The organism is Serratia sp. szju, assembly GCF_044594185.1.
GTDB lineage: Bacteria > Pseudomonadota > Gammaproteobacteria > Enterobacterales > Enterobacteriaceae > Serratia > Serratia bockelmannii.
The window spans coordinates 1,521,635-1,541,768 of sequence record NZ_CP172576.1; the positions used below are offsets into that span (position 1 = coordinate 1,521,635).

The following is a 20,134-nucleotide window of genomic DNA, read 5'->3' on the forward strand; positions in this document are numbered from 1 at the left end:
CGTCTGCGGGCGGTTCCTTTTTCACATCCTGCTAATGAGAACCCGGCGCACCTGGGGCGTCGGCCAATAACAAGCAAAAGGTAAGGAAATGACAACAACAATGGGTTTTGATAGCAAAGGAAACGCTCGCCGCTTGCCGTGGCGGCTGAACGCGTTGGTCTGCTGCATGGCGCTGGCGGGGTATGCACAGGCGGCGCCGCACGAGGTGAACGGCCAACCCGGCGATCCGGCCAGCTGGCGCAGCGCCGAATTCAACGCCAACTGGGGGCTGGGGGCGATCCACGCCGATGAGGCCTACGCCGCCGGCTACACCGGCAAAGGGCAGAAGGTGGGCATTTTCGACACTCCGGTCAACCGTCATCCCGAGTTCGCCGGTGACGGCAAACTGATCAACGTCGTCACCGAGGGCTACCGCGCCTATACCGATCCACACCGGCCGGGGATTAACGCCGGCGATCGTTTTTACTTCGACGGCACCTTCCACTTCTACAGCGGCTCGCAGGGCATGCTGAGCAATCACGGGGTGCACGTCGCGGGGATCAGCGCGGCGAACCGCGACGGCATCGGCATGCACGGCGTGGCCTTCGATTCGCAGGTGATCAGCGTCGATAACGATAACGACGGCCCGGCCTACGGCGAATTCCTCGGCCTGGACGGCGCCGTCACCAATGCCGGCTGGCAGGCGATGATCAACAGCGGTGCACGGGTGATCAACAACAGCTGGGGCGTCAGTATTCCCGATTTCCTGTCCGACGGCGGCCGCGATCCTAACGCGCTGCACTTTGAGCTGAAGGATGCGCAGGAACAATTCGATCAGGTCAAACCGCTGCTCGGCAGCCTGGCCGGCGCAGGCTATCAGGGCGCGATCGATGCGGCGCGCAAAAACATTCTGGTGCTGTTCGCCGCCGGCAACGACGGCAACTACAACCAGCCGGATGTGATCAGCGGGCTGGCCTACTTCGTGCCGGACATCGCGCCGAACTGGCTGTCGGTCGCCAGCGTGGCGCAGGATGCGGCATCGACCAACAGCGTGCCTTATACCATCAGCAGCTTCTCTTCCCGCTGCGGCTATACCGCCAGCTTCTGCGTCTCGTCGCCGGGCAGCAAAATCTACAGCACCGTGGCCAACGGTTCCGATCCGGCCAACCTGGTGTCGGACTACGGCAATAAAAACGGCACCTCGATGGCGACGCCGCACGTGACCGGCGCGGTGGCGGTGTTGCTGCAGCGCTTCCCGTACATGAGCTCGGCGCAGATTGCCGACGTGCTGAAAACCACCGCCACCGACATGGGCGCGCCGGGCATCGACGCGCTCTACGGCTGGGGGATGATCAACCTGGGCAAGGCCATCAACGGCCCGGGCATGTTGGTGACCGCTGAGGATATTCCCGAAGAGTTCCGCATCCCGGATCCGACGGGCGTGGCTTATGGCCCGACCCAGTTCGTGGTCGATCTGCCGGGCGTCGGCGCGGTGCTGGACAAGGGTAAACCGACCGAGCGCGTCTGCAGCAGCGATCTTTGCGGCCTGGACTTCTGGAGCAACGACATCTCCGGCCACGGCGGCCTGACCAAGCAGGGCATCGGCACCCTGGTGCTGACCGGTAACAACACCTATGCCGGCCCGACGCTGGTCAATCAGGGGCTGCTGGCCGTCAACGGCTCGGTCACCTCGGCCGTCAGCGTGCAGAGCGGCGGCATCGTCGGCGGCAGCGGCACGGTCGGTTCGCTGATCGCCCGTCAGGGCGGCACCGTGGCGCCGGGCAACTCGATCGGCACCCTGAGCGTGGCCGGCAACGTCAGCTTCGAACCGGGGTCGCGCTACGCGGTGGAGGTGGGCCCGAACGGCCAGAGCGATCGGATCCAGAGCAGCGGATCGGCGACGATCGGCGGCGGCGAGGTGGCGGTGACGCTGGAGAACAGCCCCAACCTGCTGACGCAAAGCGAGGTGCGCAGCCTGCTGGGCCAGCAGTACACCATTTTGAGCGCGCAGCAGGGGGTGAGCGGGCAGTTTGACGCGGTGGCGCCGAACTACCTGTTCCTCGGCACCGGGCTGAGCTACCAGCCGACCGGGGTGACGCTGAGCGTCGGGCGCAACGGCACGAGCTTCGCCAGCGTGGCGCAGACCTCGAACGAGCGGGCGGTGGCGGTGGCGGCGGATGCGCTGGCGGCGGGCAACCCGGTGTACGAGAGCCTGCTCACCAGCGGCACGGCGGGCGAAGCGCGGCAGGCGTTCCGTCAGCTGTCGGGGCAAATCCATGCGGATATCGCCTCGGCGCTGGTGAACGACAGCCGCTACCTGCGTGAGGCGCTGAACGGGCGTCTGCGTCAGGCGGAAGGGCTGGCGAGTTCGTCGGCCATCAAGGCGGACGAGGGCGGTGCCTGGGCGCAGCTGCTGGGGGCGTGGGACCACGCGTCGGGCGACGCCAACGCCACCGGCTATCAGGCCTCGACCTACGGGGTGCTGGTGGGGCTGGACTCGGCGGCGGCGGACGACTGGCGGCTGGGGGTGGCGACCGGCTACACCCGTACCTCGCTGCACGGGGGGTACGGGTCGAAGGCGGACAGCGACAACTACCACCTGGCGGCGTACGGCGACAAGCAGTTCGGGGCGCTGGCGCTGCGCGGCGGGGCGGGCTACACCTGGCACCGCATCGACACCAAGCGGTCGGTGAACTACGGGATGCAGTCGGACCGTGACACGGCGAAGTACAGCGCGCGCACCGAGCAGCTGTTCGCGGAAGCGGGCTACGGCGTGCAGGGTGAATGGCTGAACCTGGAGCCGTTCGTCAACCTGGCGTACGTGAACTTCGAAAACAACGGCATCGCGGAAAGCGGCGGCGCGGCGGCACTGCGCGGCGACAAGCAGCATACCGACGCGACGGTGTCGACGCTGGGGCTGCGTGCAGACACCGCGTGGCAGGTGACCCCGGGCACGACGGTGGCGCTGCGCAGCGAGCTGGGGTGGCAGCACCAGTACGGCGGTCTGGACCGTGGCACCGGGCTGCGGTTCAACGGCGGCAACGCGCCGTTCGTGGTGGACAGCGTGCCGGTGTCGCGTGACGGCATGGTGTTGAAGGCAGGGGCGGAAGTGGCGGTGAACGAGAACGCCACGCTGTCGCTGGGCTACGGCGGACTGCTGTCGCAAAACCATCAGGACAACAGCGTCAACGCCGGCTTCACCTGGCGCTTCTGACGTTCAGCAGCGATCTCAAGGACAACGGAGCCGGCATGCCGGCTCCGTTTTTATTTGCGGCTGTGGGGTGAGTCCGTATGATGGCGCGGCGCCAGGGCAATAAAAAACCGGGACCCTGACGGATCCCGGCTTAAAAGTGGGTAAAACAGATTAGCGCTAAAGGCTCAAGCCCCGTTTGATTTGCGCAGTCCGAGCGATGTGGACATCGTCTCAGTAGCGGCAACGGAACAAATTTTCCCTGGTGTTACTATGGTTATTATTAAAAAACGTGCTGGTGTTATTTTTTATAGTGTATTGCTGTATGTCTCTTTTGATACCATGTTTGACGATGCAACATGGTATGTCAAGCAACGTTTTTAACGCATAATTGCATGAGATGCTAGTTTTAGATGTGGCTTTTTCAGCAGAAATAATCAAAACGACTGATAAATCAGTAAAAAAAATCGAAGGAACAAATGGATAACAATCACCAAAAATTCGATTCACAGTCGATTGCCAATCGGGTCAGGGAGCTGTTTTTACATTACGGGATTGGAAAACGTCAGCATGCCCGCGAGCTCAGCCGCATCTTGGATCTGAGTTTTTCACATGCGCACCGCAAACTGAAAGGGCAAAGCCCCTGGACGCTGGAACAGATCAACAGCGTCGCGGCCGCGCTCGGAGAAACGCCGGCGGCGATCGCCGATTTGAGCGCCGAACACGAGACTCCCGAGCCAAACATGGCGCGCGATGCCATCTTTGTCGTGGCGGGGGTGGCGATACCTTGCGTCGGGCACATCGGCGACGAGCTTCCTGCCGGGCGGCCGGCGGAATTTGTGGCGCTGCGCGTGGAAGGGCAGTGGTATATCTATCGCACCGATGAGGCGCCGGCAGGCCCGCGTTACGGCGTCGATCTGATCGAAATCCGGCCCGGCTTCGGCGACGACGAGCGGCTGAGCATCGCGGTATTGGACGATTCGCATCAGGCGGCCGATGAACTGGCCAAGTATCTGGGTGGCTGCGGGTTCAACGCGGTGGCGTTTTACGACGTCGACAGTTTCTGTCAGGCGTTGCAGCAAAGCCTGTTCGACGGTTATGTGGTGGACTGGTTGATCGGTGAGGAAACGGCGGATCGCTGTATCGCTACCATCCGCGCCTCCGACAATCCGGACGCGCCGGTACTGGTGCTGACCGGTGAACTGGGCACCGACCGACGCGAATCGGAAATCGCTCAGGCGATGCGCGAGTACGACGTGCTCGGCCCTTATGAAAAACCGGTGCGGCTCCATGTGATCGAAGCCGCACTGCAACGCTGTTTTAATCTTTAGCGGGGAACACCTCGGCCAGCGCGCTCGACAGCGCATCCAGTCGAACCGGCTTCATCAGGTAGTTATCGAACAGGGCGCGCTGATCCGCCGTTAACTGCTCCGGCGTGTAGGCGCTGATGCCGATGATCGGCACATGGCGGTTGGGGCCACGACGGTTGCGCAACTGCCTGGCCAGAGCAGCGCCGTCGATGCCCGGCATCTGCAAATCCAGCAACAGCGCATCGTAAGGACGTCTGAGCAGCTTCTGCAGCGCGCGTTCCGGCGAGTCGCACAGTTCGTGCTGGTAACCCAGCTTGTCCAGCAGCGCCGCAAAGGCGTCACCCACCGACTTGTTGTCATCCACCACCAGAACCTGCTGCGGCTTATGCTGCAGAGAGGCATTGGCAGCGGCGGGCTCGTCGGCACGTTCGTCTTCACTGATCTGCACCGGAATGCTGACGATAAAGGTGCTGCCCTTCTTGATTTCGCTGTACACCGTGATGGTGCCGTTGAGCAACGTCACCAGGCCGTGCACGATCGCCAACCCCATCCCCACGCCGGCATACTGCTTGGTATGCGACTGATCCAACTGGGTAAAGGGCTTGAAGATCTGATCGAGCTGGTCTTTTTCGATACCGATGCCGGTGTCAGTCACTTCGATAATCAACGAACTGCCGCCCGGTTGGCGGCGCAGGCAGCTGTGCAGCGTAATGCTGCCGCTTTCGGTGTACTTGTAGGCGTTGGTCAGCAGGTTGACGATAATCTGCCGGATGCGCAGCGGATCGGAGTGCACCAGCAGGTGGCTGCATTCCACTTCACAGCTGAGTTTGACCTGTTCTTTGCGGGTCAGGGTGGCGATTTCGTTGGCGGTCTCCGCGATCAGCTTCTGCGCGTCGAACGGTACGATGCGCAATTCCATCATGCCGCTGTCGAGGTGCGCGTAGTCGGTCAGATCTTTCATCTGGCTTTCGATTTGCTGCGCGGCGGTCTCCAGCCGCTGGAAGGTGTCCGCATGCTCTGCCGACACCCGGGTATTCACCAGCACGTCGATGGCCGACATCACGCTCTGCAATGAGGTGCGCAGCTCGTGGCCAATAGCGCCGAGGAAGGCGTTTTTGGTGCGCGTCGCTTTCTCCGCCTCAATCGCCTTGGCCTGTTGGCGAATGGTCAGCCGCTGCTGGCGGAACACGATCAGGGTGATGGCGATCAGCGCGATCACCGAGAACATGACGATCACCAGCCCATAGAAAATAATGTGCCGCTTCTCGATGTAGTCCTCATAGGCGGCGGTGCGCTGCTTCACCTCGGCATGGTCGGTCAGGTTGGCCATTTCGATGGAGTAAGGCTTGATGGCCTTCATGGCCGCGAAAACCTGGTCGAAGTCGATTTTCGGGCTGTCCAGCAGCTTATCGATGCGATCCATCTGCAGGCGCATCTGTTTGACCACTTCCGGATAACCCGGCTCGGCGTACAGCGGCTGGGTCGATTCGGAGACGGTTTCCAGCACGTAAAAACGCGAATAGAGGATTTCGAAGCGCAGCCGCAGGTTGTCGTTGTCCACCTGCGGCGCGTGACTTTGCTGTTCGACCAGCGTGTCGAACTCCGCCAGCTTGATGGAGAACTTGGCGATCGACCAGGAGTAGTTCTCCTGCGTGCCGGCGATGGCATACAGCCCTTTCTTCGATAGGGTGGCGCTGTAGTAATAGAGCGTGACGGTCGAAGCCACTAAAAACAGTGCGGCAAAGATGGCCGGGATCGCCAGCCTGCTGCCGTTCTTAAAGGTCGTCAGCTTCATTTGATCACGATCCTGTCGACTTGCCAGATAAAGCGTGAATTGTACAACGGCGAGTTCAGTTCAGGCCCGGCGGCGTCACGCGGGTACACCAGGAACAGCGGGCCGAAGTTTCTGAGCTTCAGCATTTCCCCGTCCATCTTGTAGGCCAGGATCATGTTGTATTTCGTGACGTCGGACAGCGGCACGTCGATGTAATAATCGTTCAGCGCGTAGAAGGTCAGCGTCTCGCCCTTGGCGCCGACGCGCTCCAGGATATCGGCCACCGAAATCCCTTCAAATTTTCTCTGCGGCGTCCAGGACGTGGAGGTGGTGATGCTGCGCACCGGCATCGCCAACAGTTGTTTATCGGTGAACAGATAGCTTTTGTTGACCGGGTCGGTCACGTTGTCGATCTTGCCCGCCACTTCCAGGGTAAAGCTGAGGGCGCTGCTCTGGGCGATAATCAGGGCCACGCAGGCTATCGCAAGGGTTTTGCATAGTTTGAACAGCATCGGTGTTCTCCAGAGGCGCGGGGAGGTTGTATCAGTCCCGCTAATTTATCAGGCAGAATAATGGCAGAAAAAGCAGGCGGGTGCGAAGGGAATAGTAAACCGCACAAAAAGAACAGGTCTGGGTCGGTCGGCCCGTGCGCGTAACCTTTCCCTTCCGTTTGTCAGCCGTTCCGATGTGCTTTCAACAGCTGGGCCAGCTGCGTCAGGCCTGCCGTTAGCTCGTCCAGTGAGGGGGAACCCAGGCACAGGCGAATGCCCGATTCACTTTCGCCGTCATTGACCATGACCGCGGCCGGCGGCGTGACTTTAACGCCCGCCAACGCGGCGGCGGCGGCCACAGACTCGGCGGTTTCGCGCGGCATCGGCAGCCAGACATGGTAAGCGTCGGGATGCGATACGCATTCGTCGGCATCGAATATCGAGGTAGCCAGATGCACTCTTCGCTGAGCCTCATGGCGCAACGCTTGCGGTATCGCCTCGATTGCGCCGCTGGACAACCACTCCCCCACCACGGCGCAAGACAGTGGCGAAGGTGCGAAGGGAATATCTTGCAAGGCTTCTTCCGCCGCGGTTTGCATGTCGGGCGGTAGAGTCAGCATACCGATCCGCAACCCCGGGCCGAGCGTTTTCGACAGGCCATTGACATGGAACACCCGCTCGGGTGCCAACGTCGCGAGCGCAGGCACTGCTGAATGCCCTAGGGCATACACGCCATCCTCGATGATCCAGACATTCGCCTGCCGGCATATCTCGACGATAGCCCGCCTGCGCTCGGCGCTCATGGTGGCGGTCGTCGGGTTATGCAGCGTCGGTGTCAGATAGACCGCAATATGGCCGGAGGAGACACGCTCGAGCGCGCTCGCCAGCGCCTGCGGCACCATGCCTTGCGCATCGATCTCCACGCCGATCAGGCGATGGCCTTTACGTCGGGCCAGCGCGATCGCGCCGGGGTAGGTCAGCCTCTCGGTCAGTATCGTCCCGCGTGGCCCGCAGGCCAGGTCAAATGCCAACGAAATCGCCTGACGGGCATTGCTGGTCAGCGCCAGGTGCGACGGTTCGATCGTGACGCCGGCGTTTTCCAGCCAGCGGGCCAACAGACGCCGATGTTCCAAGTGCCCGGTCGGAGGGGAATAGAGGTTCAGATGATCTGCATCCATTTTCCGTGCGATGCCGGCCAGCGTGCGTGCCAGCAAACGGTCAGTCAGCATCGCCGGCGGCGCATTGGACGAGAGATCGATTTCACGTTCTTCACGGGCGCGGCGGATCGCCACGAACATCCCGCGCCCCTTCACGCTGCGGACCAGCCCGCGTCGTTCCAGGATGGCGTAGGCTTTGGTCACCGTGCCCAGACCGATCGCCAATTGCCAGGCGAGGGGGCGGTGTGCCGGCAAACGATCGCCTCCTTGCAGCTTGCCCTCGATAATGTCGTCAGCCAACGCCAGCACCAGCCGTTCGACGGTAGTGGCTTCCACGTTGGCCAGGCGGGGTTGCCAGGGGGATTGAAGCCGCATGGTCGCTCTCCGGAGAAAGAATATAGTGTCACGTGACACTATTTAAATAGGCGAAAAGTGTAACACATACTATGTTGGTGAGGAGTCCCGGCGTTTTCAACAACGGCTCGGCCGTAAGGCGGGTCAGCGGAGTTTTTCCATGATGGTCAGTCAGCTTGCGTTGGTTTACGGCGCCTATCTCCTCGCTACCGCCAGCCCCGGCCCCAGCAACATGGCGATCATGGGCGTGGCGATGCGTGACGGCCGCAGGCCCGCATTGGTGCTGGCCGCCGGCGTGATGACCGGATCGCTGTGCTGGGCGATGTTGGCCGCGACCGGCCTTTCCGCCGTGTTGGCCACGTATGCGCAGGCGCTGTGGGCCATCAAAATCGTTGGCGGCGTGTATATGCTGTATCTGGCGCTGCGCGCTGGAAAGTCCGCGTTACGGACGTCCGCTGCGGCGCCGGGCATGGCCGCAGGGCGCGATGCGCGGCCTTATCGGGCGCTTTATCGGCAGGGCGTGCTGATGCACCTCGGCAATCCCAAGGCCATCATGTCCTGGATGGCGATCATGTCGCTGGGATTGCGGCAAGGCGCGCCTGAGCAGGTTTTACCGGCAATTATTGGCGGTTGCGCGCTGCTCGGCGTGACGATTTTCGGGGGGTATGCCCTGCTGTTCTCAACGGCGCCGATGATCGCGTTTTACACCCGGGTGAGGCGCTGGATTGAAGGAACGCTTGCGCTGCTGTTCGCTTTGGCGGGCCTGGAGCTGTTGATATCGCGGGGGTAATGAACGCCCGGCGTTAACCTGAGGAGAGAAGCGATGGTTTTTGGCATGCAGATGGTGGATGTCTTTGGCGCCGGGCCGCTTGCCGGCAATCCGTTGGCGGTGATCACGGGCGCCGGAGCGTTGTCGACGGAAGACATGCAGTGTTTGACGCGTTGGTTCAACCTGTCGGAGACGGCCTTTTTGCTGCCGCCGACGCACCCCCAGGCGGATTACCGGGTGCGGATATTCACCCTGGATCGTGAAATGCCGTTTGCCGGACACCCGACGCTGGGCAGTTGTCATGCCTGGCTCACTGCGGAGGGGATGCCGCGCAATAGGGCGGAGATCATCCAGGAATGCGGGGCGGGCTTGGTGAGCATTCGCCGCGAGGCAGGACGGCTGTGTTTTGCCGCGCCGCCGTTGATTCGCTCCGGGGCGCCCTCAGAAGAGACGTTGGCCGACGCGCTGCAGTTTTTAGGTATCGCGCCTGAGGAGGCGCTCGATGCCGCCTGGATCGATAACGGTCCGGGGTGGCTGGGGATCCGGCTGGCCAGCGCTGAGCGGGTACTTTCCCTTACGCCGGCGAGAAGCTGGCCGCGCAGAGTGGACATTGGCGTCGTCGGCCCACATGCCGATGGTGACGCAGCCTTCGAAGTTCGCGCCTTTTTGAGCGATCATCTTGGCGCTATCGTCGAAGATCCGGTCACCGGCAGCCTCAATGCCTCGCTGGCCCAGTGGTTGTTCGCAAGCGGCGTGGTCAGCGGTGGCTATATCGCCGCCCAGGGCCGCTGCCGTGGGCGCAACGGGCGCGTGCATATCACCCACGACGAGAGCGGCCGGATTTGGGTGGGCGGCAATACGCGCACTCAGGTCGAAGGGCGGCTGCAAGGGATTGGCACGGCGTAGAAAGCGTCGCCGCACTGTGTGCGGCTGAACGGAATATCGATTTTCATCCGATGATAAGGAGTGAACAGTATGTCTGCGATGCCACCAAACGATACCCCTGTCGAAGCTGATATTACGCAGCCGACGACGGTCACCGAAACGTTGAAAATGCTGGTACGTTACAAAGCGTGGGCGAATGCGCTGACCTTTGACACCGTGATGTCCTTGCCGGCCGGTGAAGCCTTACGGCAGCGGCCGACCCGTTTTGGCAATATGGTGCATACCTTAAATCATGTGTACGTGGTGGACGATATCTTCAGGCACCATCTGCAAGGTCGAAAACATGGCTACCTCGCGCGCAACACCGAGCAAACGCCTGCGCTTGACGACTTGCGGTGTGCGGTGGAGGAAATGGACCGCTGGTATATCGAACAGGTGGACAACTGGTCACCCGAGGCGCTGGCGCAGGTGGTACATTTCGAGTTCGTCGGCGGGGGGGAAGGCCGGATGACGCGCCAGGAAATCGTGCTGCATGTCGTCAACCACGCTACCTATCATCGCGGTTTTGTCGGCGATATGCTCTATCAAGTACCCTTCGCCTCGCCGGCGAACGATTTGCCGGTGTTTCTTCGCGATCATTACCGCCGGGCGCCGTGAGGCGAGCGAGATAAATAAAAAAAGCCAGACGCTTTCGCGCCTGGCCTGTTACGCGCCGAAACTCGGCGAGGTTGCGCCTCAGCGCATGGTGACGAACTCTTCCGCCGCGGTCGGGTGGATCGCCACGGTGTTGTCGAAGTCCTTCTTGGTGGCGCCCATCTTCACTGCCACCGCGAAGCCCTGCAGGATTTCATCCATGCCGAAGCCGATGCCGTGCAGGCCGACGATCTTCTCTTCTTTACCCGCGCACACCAGCTTCATGCGGCACGGCTGGCGGTGCTGCGTCACGGCGCTGTACATGGCGGTGAAGGAGGATTTGTACACCTTCACATTGTCCGCGCCGAATTTCTCGATGGCTTCCGGCTCGGTCAGGCCGACGGTGCCGATCGGCGGGTGGCTGAATACCACGGTGGCGATGTTGCTGTAATCCAGGTGCTCGTCCGGCTTGTTGTTGAACAGGCGCTCGGACAGGCGGCGGCCGGCGGCCACGGCGACCGGGGTCAGCTCTACCGCGCCGGTGTTGTCGCCCACCGCGTAGATGCCTTTGACGTTGGTGTTCTGGAACTTATCGACGTCAATGTAGCCTTGCTCGTTGGTTTTCACTCCGGTGACGCCGAGGTTCAGGTTGTCGGTCGCCGGTTCGCGGCCGATGGCCCAAATCAGGCAGTCGACGGTGAATGCTTTGCCGTTTTCCAGCTGCAGCGTCAGGCTGCCGTCGGCGTTCTTGACGATCGCTTTCGGCACCGATTCGGTGTGCAGGCTCGGCCCCTCGGTGTTCATTACTTCCACCAGGGTTTCGACGATCATCGGATCGAAGCTGCGCAGCGGCGCGTGCTTGCGCACGAACAGGTGCGTTTCCGCGCCGAGCGCGTTCAGCACGCCGGCGATCTCCACGGCGATATAGCCGGCGCCGACTACGGCGACGCGTTTCGGCATGGCGTCCAGCTCAAAGAAGCCGTCGGAGTCGATGCCGTATTCCGCACCCGGAATAGCCGGATGGCTCGGGCGGCCGCCGGTGGCGATCAGGATGTGGTCGGCGGTGATGGTCTCGCCGTTCACCTCCACGGTGTGCGCATCCACGAAGCGCGCGAAGCCTTTGATCACGTCGACCTTGTTCTTGCCCAGCACGTTATCGTAGGAGTTGTGAATGCGGTCGATATAGGCGGTGCGGTTGGCGACCAGCTTCTTCCAGTCGAAGGCGTTGACGGTGGTGTCGAAGCCGTAGTCCGGGCCGTACTGATGGATGGCCTCGGCGATCTGCGCCGCGTGCCACATGACTTTTTTCGGTACACAACCCACGTTTACACAGGTGCCGCCCAGCTCTTTGGCTTCAATCAGCGCACACTTTTGGCCGTACATGGCTGCCCGGTTGATCGATGCGATACCGCCGCTGCCGCCGCCAATTGCTAGATAATCGTAATGTTTCGTCATCTGGGATTTCCATGAGTTGTGAATTTGAAGAGGGTAAGAGTTTAACGCCTGACCGGGGTTTGTCGCAAAGATTGCGTCGATGGCTGCGATAGGTGGACGCAGGGCGCGGCAAACCGCGCCCTGATGGGGATTATTCTGGTACCACCCAGTTCACCAGATGGTGACCGATGCCCGACGGCACCAGCACCTTGTGCAGCCACGGCAGCACGTTTTTCATCTGCTGTTCCAGCTTCCACGGCGGGTTGATGACGATCATGCCGGAGGCGGTCATGCCGCGCTGATCGCTGTCGGGTTTCACCGCCAACTCGATCTGCAGGATGCGGCGAATGCCGGTGGCTTCCAGATCGCGCAGCATGCGTTTGATCTGCTGGCGCATCACCACCGGGTACCACAGCGCATAGGTGCCGGTGGCGAAACGCTTGTAGCCTTCCTGAATGCCTTTGACCACGTCCTGGTAATCGGTCTTCATTTCATACGGCGGGTCCATCAGGATCAGGCCGCGGCGCGACAGGGGCGGCAGCTGGGATTTCAGCTGCTGATAGCCGTCGGCGCGCTGCACTTTGGCGCGCTCGTCTTTCTGGAACTCGCTGCGCAGCAGCGGGTAGTCGCTCGGGTGCAGCTCGGTCAGGTGAATTTTGTCCTGTGGGCGCAGCAGCTGGCGGGCGATCAGCGGCGAGCCGGGATAGTAGCGTAGCGTGCCGGAACGGTTAAAGTTGTGCACCACGCTCATGTAGGCCGCCAGCTCTTCCGGCAGATCGTCGCGTTGCCACAGCAAGCCGATGCCTTCCAGGTATTCGCCAGTGCGCTCGGCGTGTTCGCCGCTGAGCTGATAACGGCCCGCGCCCGAGTGGGTATCCAGATATAGGAACGGCTTCTCTTTTTCCTTCAGCGACTCGATGATCAGGCTCTGAACGGTGTGTTTGAGCACGTCGGCGTGGTTGCCGGCGTGGAAACTGTGGCGATAACTTAACATGACGGGTGGCGGTTCCTTGTGCTCCGCAGACGGAGCATTCAATGCAATAAGGCTTATAATCTGCACAGTATAAACTGTCTGGCCGGGAAAAACTGGACTCCGTTGCCGCAGACGTTAACAGAAAGGGACAGGACGATGAGCAAACAGGCGATTTTGGCGAATTACCCCGACGCGGCGCGCTGGGCGTTCGGCGACGGCCCGGCGTTAGCCGACGAACTGCTGGGATTGGTGCTGAGCGGGGATAAAACCGCCACCTGCAGTTCCTATGCGAGCTATCGTCGGGAACAAACCCCGCGGATCGGCGATTACAGCATCGTTCTCGATGGCCGCGGCGAACCGGCCTGCGTGATCAGAACCCTGGCGCTGCGCCTGGTGCGCTACGACCAAGTGACCGCCGAGATGGCGGCCAAAGAGGGCGAAGGCGACAAAAGCCTGGCGTTTTGGCGCGAGGGGCATCAGGCATTCTTTACCCGCGAGGGGAGCTTTGCGCCGGACATGTGGCTGGTGTTCGAAGAATTCGAACGGGTTGAAACGCTGTGAATCACAAGGAGAAAGGATGAGCTGCATTTTTTGCGACATCGTGGCGGGCAAGGCGCCGTGCCATAAAATCTGGGAAGACGACGACCATCTGGCGTTCCTGTCCATCTTTCCCAACACCGACGGCTTCAGCGTGGTGATCCCCAAGGCGCACCACCCGAGCTACGCCTTTGACCTGCCGGACGAGGTGCTGAGCGCGTTGATGCTGGCGACCAAGCGGGTGGCAAAGCAGCTGGATCGCGCGTTCGACGACGTCGGCCGCTGCGGCATGGTGTTCGAGGGCTACGGCGTTGACCATGTGCACGCCAAACTGATCCCGCTGCACGGCACCGCGTCGCTGGAACAGTGGCGGCCGATCGAATCGACCTCGCCGAAGTTTTTCGCGCGTTACGAAGGCTATATCTCCTCCCACGACGCGGCGCGCGCCGACGACGAACAGCTGGCGGCGCTGGCCGCCCGCATTCGCCAATGCGCCGTTTAAGGCACGAACGATCAACGCCGGGCATTGATTTTCCTGTTGCCTGGCTCCATGTTAGAGATTCATACGCATTTTAAGGCTCGCCCCCGTGGCGGGCCCCAACGCTAATCAGGACTGCCCTATGACAAATCCGTTGCTGACCCCGTTTTCCCTGCCTCCGTTCTCGGCGATCCGCCCTGAAGATATCGTGCCTGCGGTGCAATCCGCGCTGGCGGACTGCCGCGCAGCGGTAGAGCGCGTGGTCGCGCAGCCGGGGCCGTTCACCTGGGACAATCTGTGTCAGCCGTTGGCGGAGTCGGACGATCGCCTGTCGCGCATCTGGTCGCCGATCGGGCACCTGAACTCGGTGAAAAACAGCCCGGAGCTGCGTGCCGCCTATGAGCAGGCGCTGCCCTTGCTGTCCGAGTACGGCACCTGGGTTGGCCAGCACGAAGGGCTGTACCAGGCCTACCGCAGCCTCAAAGAGGGCGCGGCGTTCGAGACGCTGAGCGTGCCGCAGCGCAAGGCGGTGGACAACGCGCTGCGCGACTTCGAGCTGTCGGGTATCGGCCTGTCGGCGGACAAACAGCAGCGCTACGGCGAGATCGTCGCACGCCTGTCCGAGCTGGGCTCCACCTACAGCAACAACGTGCTCGACGCCACCATGGGCTGGAGCAAACTGATTACCGACGAAGCCGAGCTGAGCGGCCTGCCGGAGAGCGCCCTGGCGCAGGCCCAGGCGATGGCGCAGGCCAAAGAGCAGGACGGCTGGCTGCTGACGCTGGACATGCCGAGCTACCTGCCGGTGCTGACCTACGCCGACAACCGCGCGCTGCGTGAAGAGATGTACCGCGCCTTCGCCACCCGCGCCTCCGATCAGGGGCCGAACGCCGGCAAATGGGACAACAGCGAAGTGATGGCGGAAACGCTGGCGCTGCGCCATGAGCTGGCTCAGCTGCTGGGCTTTGACACCTACGCCGACAAGTCGCTGGCGACCAAGATGGCGGAAAGCCCGGAGCAGGTGATCGGCTTCCTGAGCGATCTGGCCAAGCGCGCCCGCCCGCAGGCCGAGCAGGAGCTGGCACAGCTGCGCGCCTTCGCCAAACAGCACTATGGCGTGGACGAGCTCGACGCCTGGGACATCACCTACTACGGCGAAAAACAGAAGCAGCACCTGTTCTCCATCAGCGACGAGCAGCTGCGCCCGTACTTCCCGGAACAGCGTGTGGTGGAAGGGCTGTTCGAAGTGGTGAAACGCATCTACGGCATCACCGCCAAAGAGCGTAAAGACGTGGAGACCTGGCATTCGGACGTGCGCTTCTTCGATCTGTTCGACGCCGACGGCGAGCTGCGCGGCAGTTTCTACCTCGATCTGTACGCCCGCGAAAACAAACGTGGCGGCGCCTGGATGGACGACTGCGTCGGCAGCCTGCGCAAGGCTGACGGCACGCTGCAAAAACCGGTCGCTTACCTGACCTGCAACTTCAACCGTCCGCTGGGCGACCAGCCGGCGCTGTTCACCCATAACGAAGTGACCACGCTGTTCCACGAGTTCGGCCACGGTCTGCACCATATGCTGACGCAGATCGATACCGCCGGCGTCTCAGGCATCAACGGGGTGCCGTGGGATGCGGTCGAACTGCCGAGCCAGTTTATGGAAAACTGGTGCTGGGAGCCGGAAGCGCTGGCGTTTATCTCGGGCCATTACCAGAGCGGCGAGCCGCTGCCGAAGGCCATGCTCGACAAGCTGCTGGCGGCCAAGAATTACCAGGCGGCGCTGTTCATCCTGCGCCAGCTCGAGTTCGGCCTGTTCGATTTCCGCATGCATTTCGAATACAGCCCGGAAAAAGGCGCGCAGATCCTGCCGACGCTGGCGGAAGTGAAGAAAATGGTGGCGGTGGTGCCTTCGCCGAGCTGGGGCCGCTTCCCGCACGCCTTCAGCCACATCTTCGCCGGCGGCTACGCGGCGGGTTACTACAGCTACCTGTGGGCGGAAGTGCTGTCGGCCGACGCCTACTCGCGCTTCGAAGAAGAGGGGATTTTCAACGCCGAGACCGGCAAATCCTTCCTCGACAACATCCTGTCGCGCGGCGGTTCGGAAGAGCCGATGACGCTGTTCAAACGCTTCCGTGGCCGCGAGCCGCAGCTGGATGCTATGCTGCGCCATTACGGCATTAAAGGATAACCCGACACGTGAGCGTGTGTTTATTGTGTGAAGCAGGCGCCGATCCCGGCGCCTTGTCTGTTTTGGCGCAGCGCTGGCAGCTGGTGTCCGATGACGATGCGCCGATGGCGCTGGTACTGACGCCGGAACGGCTGGAGCTGCGTAAGCGCGACGAGCCGAAGCTCGGCGGGATCTATGTCGACTTCGTCACCGGCACCATGGCGCACCGGCGCCGTTTCGGCGGCGGCCGCGGCGAGGCGGTGGCCAAGGCGGTCGGCATCAAGGGCAGCTACCTGCCGGACGTGGTGGACGCTACTGCCGGGCTGGGGCGCGACGCCTTCGTGCTGGCGGCGCTGGGCTGCCGGGTGCGGATGCTGGAGCGCAATCCGGTGGTGGCGGCGTTGCTGGACGACGGACTGCAGCGCGGCTATCAGGATGCGGAAATCGGCCCGTGGCTGCGCGAGCGCCTGACGCTGTTGCACGCCTCCAGCCTGACGGCGCTGGCGGATCTCAGCCCGCGCCCCGAGGTGGTGTATCTCGATCCGATGTTCCCGCACAAGCAAAAAAGCGCGCTGGTGAAGAAAGAGATGCGGGTGTTTCAATCGCTGGTGGGCAGCGACGATGACGCCGACGGCCTGCTGGAGCCGGCGCGCCGCCTGGCGACCAAGCGCGTGGTGGTGAAACGCCCGGACTACGCGCCGCCGCTGGCCGACGTGCCGGCGCACGCCGCCACGCTGACCAAAAGCCACCGTTTCGATATCTACATGCCGCTGTAATGTCAGCCGGGCCCGCCGTGTCGGGCCCTCAGTTTTCCTCCCGCAAACTTTTCCCCACGCCGCCGCCCGGATGCACCGCCAGCAGGGTCTCCTTGTCGTAACCGCTGCGCGCCATCAGGCAGGCGCAGGCGGCGTCGAAGATCGCCAGCACCAGCACAATTGAGGTGGTGGCCAGCATGTTCAGCGGATCTATCTCCTTTTGCACCCCGGTGGCGATCGTCAGCTGCGCCGCCTGCGCGATGGCGGAGTGCGGGTTTTCCGTCACCGCGATCAGCGTCACCCCCTTGGCCTGCAGCGTCGGCAGCAGGCGGGTTAGCTCGTCGGAATTGCCGCCGCGCGAGATCAGGATCAGCAGATCGTCGGCGCGCAGAAAGCCCAGATCGCCGTGCGCCGCGCCGGTGGCGTCGAGGTAGATCGCCGGCCGTTCCACGCAGGCTAGCATGTGGGCTATCTTGCGCGCCGCAATCCCCGAGGTGCCGACGCCGGTGACGGCGATTTTACCGCGGCAGTCGGCCAGCTGCGCCAGCAGCCGTTGCCAGGTGCGCGCGTCGAGGCGCTCGCCCAGCTGCGCCAGCTCCTGGCTGTAGGTTTGCCAACCCTGCACGGCCTGCCGCCACTCCTGCTGCATCACGCCTCCTCCTGCATCAGCCGGCGGTATTTCATGTGGTCGTTGTACAGCTCATGGAACACCCGGTATTTGCGGTCGTAGTAGCTTTTTATCTGGTTGGTCTGCGGCGTCACCGTCTTGCCGATGCGGCTCATGGCGCTCATCGCCTCCGGCAAGGTGTCGAACACGCCCGCCGCCACGGTGCCCATCATCGCACCGCCGAGCAGCATCGCTTCGCTTTCCTCCGGCAGCAGCATGGCGCAGCCGGTGGCGTTGGCGTGCTCCTGCACGAAGATCGGGTTCTTGGTGCCGCCGCCGCTGGCCATGATGGTGTCGATGCTGTAGCCGCTGTGGTTCATGGTTTCGATGATGTGGCGGGTGCCGAGCGCGATGGCCTGAATGGTGGCCAGGTAGTGCAGCGCCATATCCTCCGGCGTGCGCGACAGCTTCAGCCCGGTCAGGATGCCGGTCAGCGTCGGGTTGGCGCGCGGCGAGCGGTTGCCGTGGAAGTACGGCAGCATGTGAATGTCCTGCGTCAGGAAGGCGATATTCTCCGGCTCGCCGGCCATGCGGCGCAGAATGGCGTTCAGCACCTCATAGATGGTCTGCCCCTGGGTTTTCGCCTGCGCCAGCAGCTCCGGGTAGCACGGGTGCGACTGGATGACGTGGTCGATCAGCGCGCCGGTGGCGGACTGGCCGCCCTCGTTCAGCCAGTATTCCGGCAGGATCGCCGAGTAATACGGCCCCCAGACGCCGCCGATAAAGCGCGCGGTGCGCGACATCGCCATATGACCGGTGGAGGTGCCGCCGATCAGCGCGACGCGGCGGTTGAAGTCGGCCACCTCGCCGGAGACGCCGGTGGCGCCCAGCGTGCCGAGGGTGCCGGCGTGGGCGTCGATTATCGATACGCTCACCGCCGTGCCGGCGATCAGCCCCATCTCGCTGGCGGCGCGCTGAGTCAGGCCGTGGCCCAGCGGCTCGCCCATCATTTTAACGTCGCTGCCGATCTTGGCCGCGTCGTGTTCCAGCACGTCTTCCAGCCCGATCTGCTGGAAGTAGCTCTTGTCCCAACGCTGCTCGTGGCCGAGATAGGTCCACTTGCACACCGTCGAGCACAGCGAACGGGTGGCGTCCTGGGTGGCGCGCCAGGTGAGGAAGTCCGGCAGATCGAACAGGTAGCCGGCGTTGGCCCAGGTGGTGGGCATGTGCTGTTTCAGCCACAGCAGTTTCGGCGTCTGCATCTCCGGCGAGATAATGCCGCCGACGAAGTCCAGCACCCGGTGTTTGGTGGCGTTGATGCGCTCGGCCTGGGCGATCGCCCGGTGATCCATCCACACGATGATGTTCTGTTCGGTGCGGCCGGAGGGGCTGACGGTCAGCGGCTTGCCCTCTTTATCCAGCACCACCAGCGAACAGGTGGCGTCGAAGCCCAACCCCTTGACCTGGATCGGGTTGATGTCGGCCTGGTTGACCGCGTCGCGTACCGCATTGCACACCGCCTGCCAGATGTTATCCGACGACTGCTCGACGAAATCCGCCTTCGGCCGGTACAGATCGATGGCCCGGCTGGCCTGGCCGACCATGCGGCCGTTGAGATCGAATACGCCTGCGCGCGCGCTTCCGGTGCCCACATCTACGCCAATAAAATAGCTTGCCATTATTTTCTCCTCAGGCTTTTCGATTCTGTAACGCGATAAACAGGATCAGCACGCCGCCCCACAGGGCCATGGTCAGGTAGCTGCTGACCCCCAGCAGATTGAGGCCGCTTTCCAACATTTGCAGCACGATCAGCGCCAGCACCAGCCCCAGAATACGGCCGAAACCGCCGTCCGGGTTAATGCCGCCCAGCACCGAGGCCAGAATGGTCACCAGCAGATAAGATTCGCCGTAGCCGGCCTTGGCCGAGTTGAACTTGGCCATCATCAGCAGGGCGGCGCCCCAGCCGAGCAGCGCCGACAGGATATACACCGCGATCTGCACCCGCGCGGTGTTCACGCCGCTGAAGCGGGTGGCCTGCTCGTTGGAGCCGATCAGGTACAGGCTGCGGCCCAGCGTGGTGTGCTCCAGCAGCAGCCACAGCCCGACCGCTACCAGCAGGAACAGGATCAGCGCCACCGGCACGCCGAGTACGGCGCCATTGCCAAGAAATTGAATCGCCGCCGGGAAGCCGGAGATCACCGCGCCGTTGGACAGCAGGATATTCAGGCCGGTGATCAGGGTCATGGTGCCGAGCGAGGCGAGGATGGGCGAGACGCCGATCCAGGCCACCAGCACCCCGTTCAGTGCGCCGATTGCCACCGCCACCAGCAGGCCGGCCAACAGCGCCAGTGCCAGGAACAGCGGCTGGTCGGGATGGCTGACGATGATCGCCGCCATCACCAGTGAACAGGCGTTGGCGCCGGCGATGATCGACAGATTGATGCCGCCGGTCAGCATGGTGATGCCCATGCCGAGCGCCAGCAGGCCGAGGATCGGCAGCTGCGAGGCGATCGACTGGAAGTTGCCGAGGCTGAAGAAGCGCGATCCGAGCAGACCGGCGAACAGCAGCGCCACCGCGATGATGATCGCGCCCTGCAGACGAATGATCCGATCGCTTGGGATCAACCGAGTTAACTGCGTCATG

17 protein-coding genes are annotated in these 20,134 nt (G+C 62.7%); 9 read left to right on the forward strand and 8 right to left on the reverse strand.

The features are described from left to right. The first annotated feature begins 88 nt into the window (after positions 1-88). Together RE418_RS07225 and RE418_RS07230 are read left to right on the forward strand one after the other, a co-directional pair. The gene (locus RE418_RS07225) at positions 89-3,193 is read left to right on the forward strand and encodes an autotransporter outer membrane beta-barrel domain-containing protein (RefSeq protein ID WP_399676007.1); all 3,105 of its coding nucleotides are present in this window, start codon (positions 89-91) and stop codon (positions 3,191-3,193) included. 455 nt (positions 3,194-3,648) lie between these two features. Then, complete coding sequence (locus tag RE418_RS07230) at positions 3,649-4,500, forward strand: helix-turn-helix domain-containing protein (RefSeq protein WP_213928405.1); 852 nt, start codon at positions 3,649-3,651, stop codon at positions 4,498-4,500. Here the strand turns inward: RE418_RS07230 and RE418_RS07235 are convergent. From RE418_RS07235 to RE418_RS07245, 3 genes are all read right to left on the reverse strand, one after another. Then, positions 4,490-6,274: an ATP-binding protein gene (locus RE418_RS07235; RefSeq protein WP_025304623.1), complete on the reverse strand. Its 1,785-nt coding sequence runs from the start codon at positions 6,272-6,274 to the stop codon at positions 4,490-4,492. The genes RE418_RS07230 and RE418_RS07235 overlap by 11 nt on opposite strands. After that, positions 6,271-6,765 (reverse strand): molybdopterin-dependent oxidoreductase, encoded by a 495-nt coding sequence (locus RE418_RS07240; RefSeq protein ID WP_049205620.1) that lies wholly within the window; start codon positions 6,763-6,765, stop codon positions 6,271-6,273. The genes RE418_RS07235 and RE418_RS07240 overlap by 4 nt, the downstream gene beginning before the upstream one ends. A gap of 161 nt (positions 6,766-6,926) precedes the next feature. After that, positions 6,927-8,276 (reverse strand): PLP-dependent aminotransferase family protein, encoded by a 1,350-nt coding sequence (locus tag RE418_RS07245; RefSeq protein ID WP_193402972.1) that lies wholly within the window; start codon positions 8,274-8,276, stop codon positions 6,927-6,929. A gap of 139 nt (positions 8,277-8,415) precedes the next feature. Between RE418_RS07245 and RE418_RS07250 the strand changes: the two genes are divergently transcribed. The 3 genes from RE418_RS07250 to RE418_RS07260 all read left to right on the forward strand — a co-directional run bounded on the left by RE418_RS07250 (position 8,416) and on the right by RE418_RS07260 (position 10,566). After that, positions 8,416-9,045 (forward strand): LysE family translocator, encoded by a 630-nt coding sequence (locus RE418_RS07250; RefSeq protein ID WP_089181434.1) that lies wholly within the window; start codon positions 8,416-8,418, stop codon positions 9,043-9,045. 33 nt (positions 9,046-9,078) lie between these two features. Then, entirely contained in the window at positions 9,079-9,930 is an 852-nt protein-coding gene (locus RE418_RS07255; RefSeq protein ID WP_043139098.1) for a PhzF family phenazine biosynthesis protein, read from the forward strand. A gap of 69 nt (positions 9,931-9,999) precedes the next feature. Beyond that, positions 10,000-10,566, forward strand: coding sequence for a DinB family protein (locus RE418_RS07260; RefSeq protein WP_043139094.1), 567 nt, complete (start codon positions 10,000-10,002; stop codon positions 10,564-10,566). Between the two features lie 78 nt (positions 10,567-10,644). Here RE418_RS07260 and gorA read toward each other — a convergent pair whose 3' ends face one another. Beyond that, the gene (gene gorA, locus RE418_RS07265) at positions 10,645-11,997 is read right to left on the reverse strand and encodes a glutathione-disulfide reductase (RefSeq protein ID WP_025304617.1); all 1,353 of its coding nucleotides are present in this window, start codon (positions 11,995-11,997) and stop codon (positions 10,645-10,647) included. Between the two features lie 130 nt (positions 11,998-12,127). Continuing rightward, the gene (locus tag RE418_RS07270) at positions 12,128-12,970 is read right to left on the reverse strand and encodes a 23S rRNA (adenine(2030)-N(6))-methyltransferase RlmJ (protein WP_004931012.1); all 843 of its coding nucleotides are present in this window, start codon (positions 12,968-12,970) and stop codon (positions 12,128-12,130) included. 135 nt (positions 12,971-13,105) lie between these two features. Between RE418_RS07270 and RE418_RS07275 the strand changes: the two genes are divergently transcribed. The 4 genes from RE418_RS07275 (at position 13,106) to rsmJ (ending at position 16,904) form a co-directional block, all read left to right on the forward strand. Then, the gene (locus tag RE418_RS07275) at positions 13,106-13,510 is read left to right on the forward strand and encodes an ASCH domain-containing protein (protein WP_025304616.1); all 405 of its coding nucleotides are present in this window, start codon (positions 13,106-13,108) and stop codon (positions 13,508-13,510) included. Positions 13,511-13,526: 16 nt separating this feature from the next. Beyond that, a complete protein-coding gene (locus tag RE418_RS07280; protein WP_025304615.1) occupies positions 13,527-13,988 on the forward strand; it encodes an HIT family protein in 462 nt (153 codons plus the stop codon). A gap of 118 nt (positions 13,989-14,106) precedes the next feature. Next, positions 14,107-16,149: an oligopeptidase A gene (gene prlC / locus RE418_RS07285; RefSeq protein WP_089181433.1), complete on the forward strand. Its 2,043-nt coding sequence runs from the start codon at positions 14,107-14,109 to the stop codon at positions 16,147-16,149. Positions 16,150-16,157: 8 nt separating this feature from the next. After that, positions 16,158-16,904 (forward strand): 16S rRNA (guanine(1516)-N(2))-methyltransferase RsmJ, encoded by a 747-nt coding sequence (gene rsmJ, locus RE418_RS07290; RefSeq protein WP_049209145.1) that lies wholly within the window; start codon positions 16,158-16,160, stop codon positions 16,902-16,904. 28 nt (positions 16,905-16,932) lie between these two features. Here rsmJ and RE418_RS07295 read toward each other — a convergent pair whose 3' ends face one another. Genes RE418_RS07295 through RE418_RS07305 form a run of 3 tightly spaced genes read right to left on the reverse strand, consistent with a single transcriptional unit; the run spans position 16,933 to position 20,133 of the window. Further along, entirely contained in the window at positions 16,933-17,532 is a 600-nt protein-coding gene (locus tag RE418_RS07295) for an SIS domain-containing protein (RefSeq protein ID WP_043139085.1), read from the reverse strand. Further along, a complete protein-coding gene (locus RE418_RS07300; RefSeq protein WP_038873847.1) occupies positions 17,532-19,169 on the reverse strand; it encodes an FGGY-family carbohydrate kinase in 1,638 nt (545 codons plus the stop codon). The genes RE418_RS07295 and RE418_RS07300 overlap by 1 nt, the downstream gene beginning before the upstream one ends. A gap of 10 nt (positions 19,170-19,179) precedes the next feature. Further along, positions 19,180-20,133, reverse strand: a complete 954-nt coding sequence (locus RE418_RS07305) for an ABC transporter permease (RefSeq protein WP_049294968.1) — start codon at positions 20,131-20,133, stop codon at positions 19,180-19,182. Position 20,134: the final 1 nt, after the last annotated feature.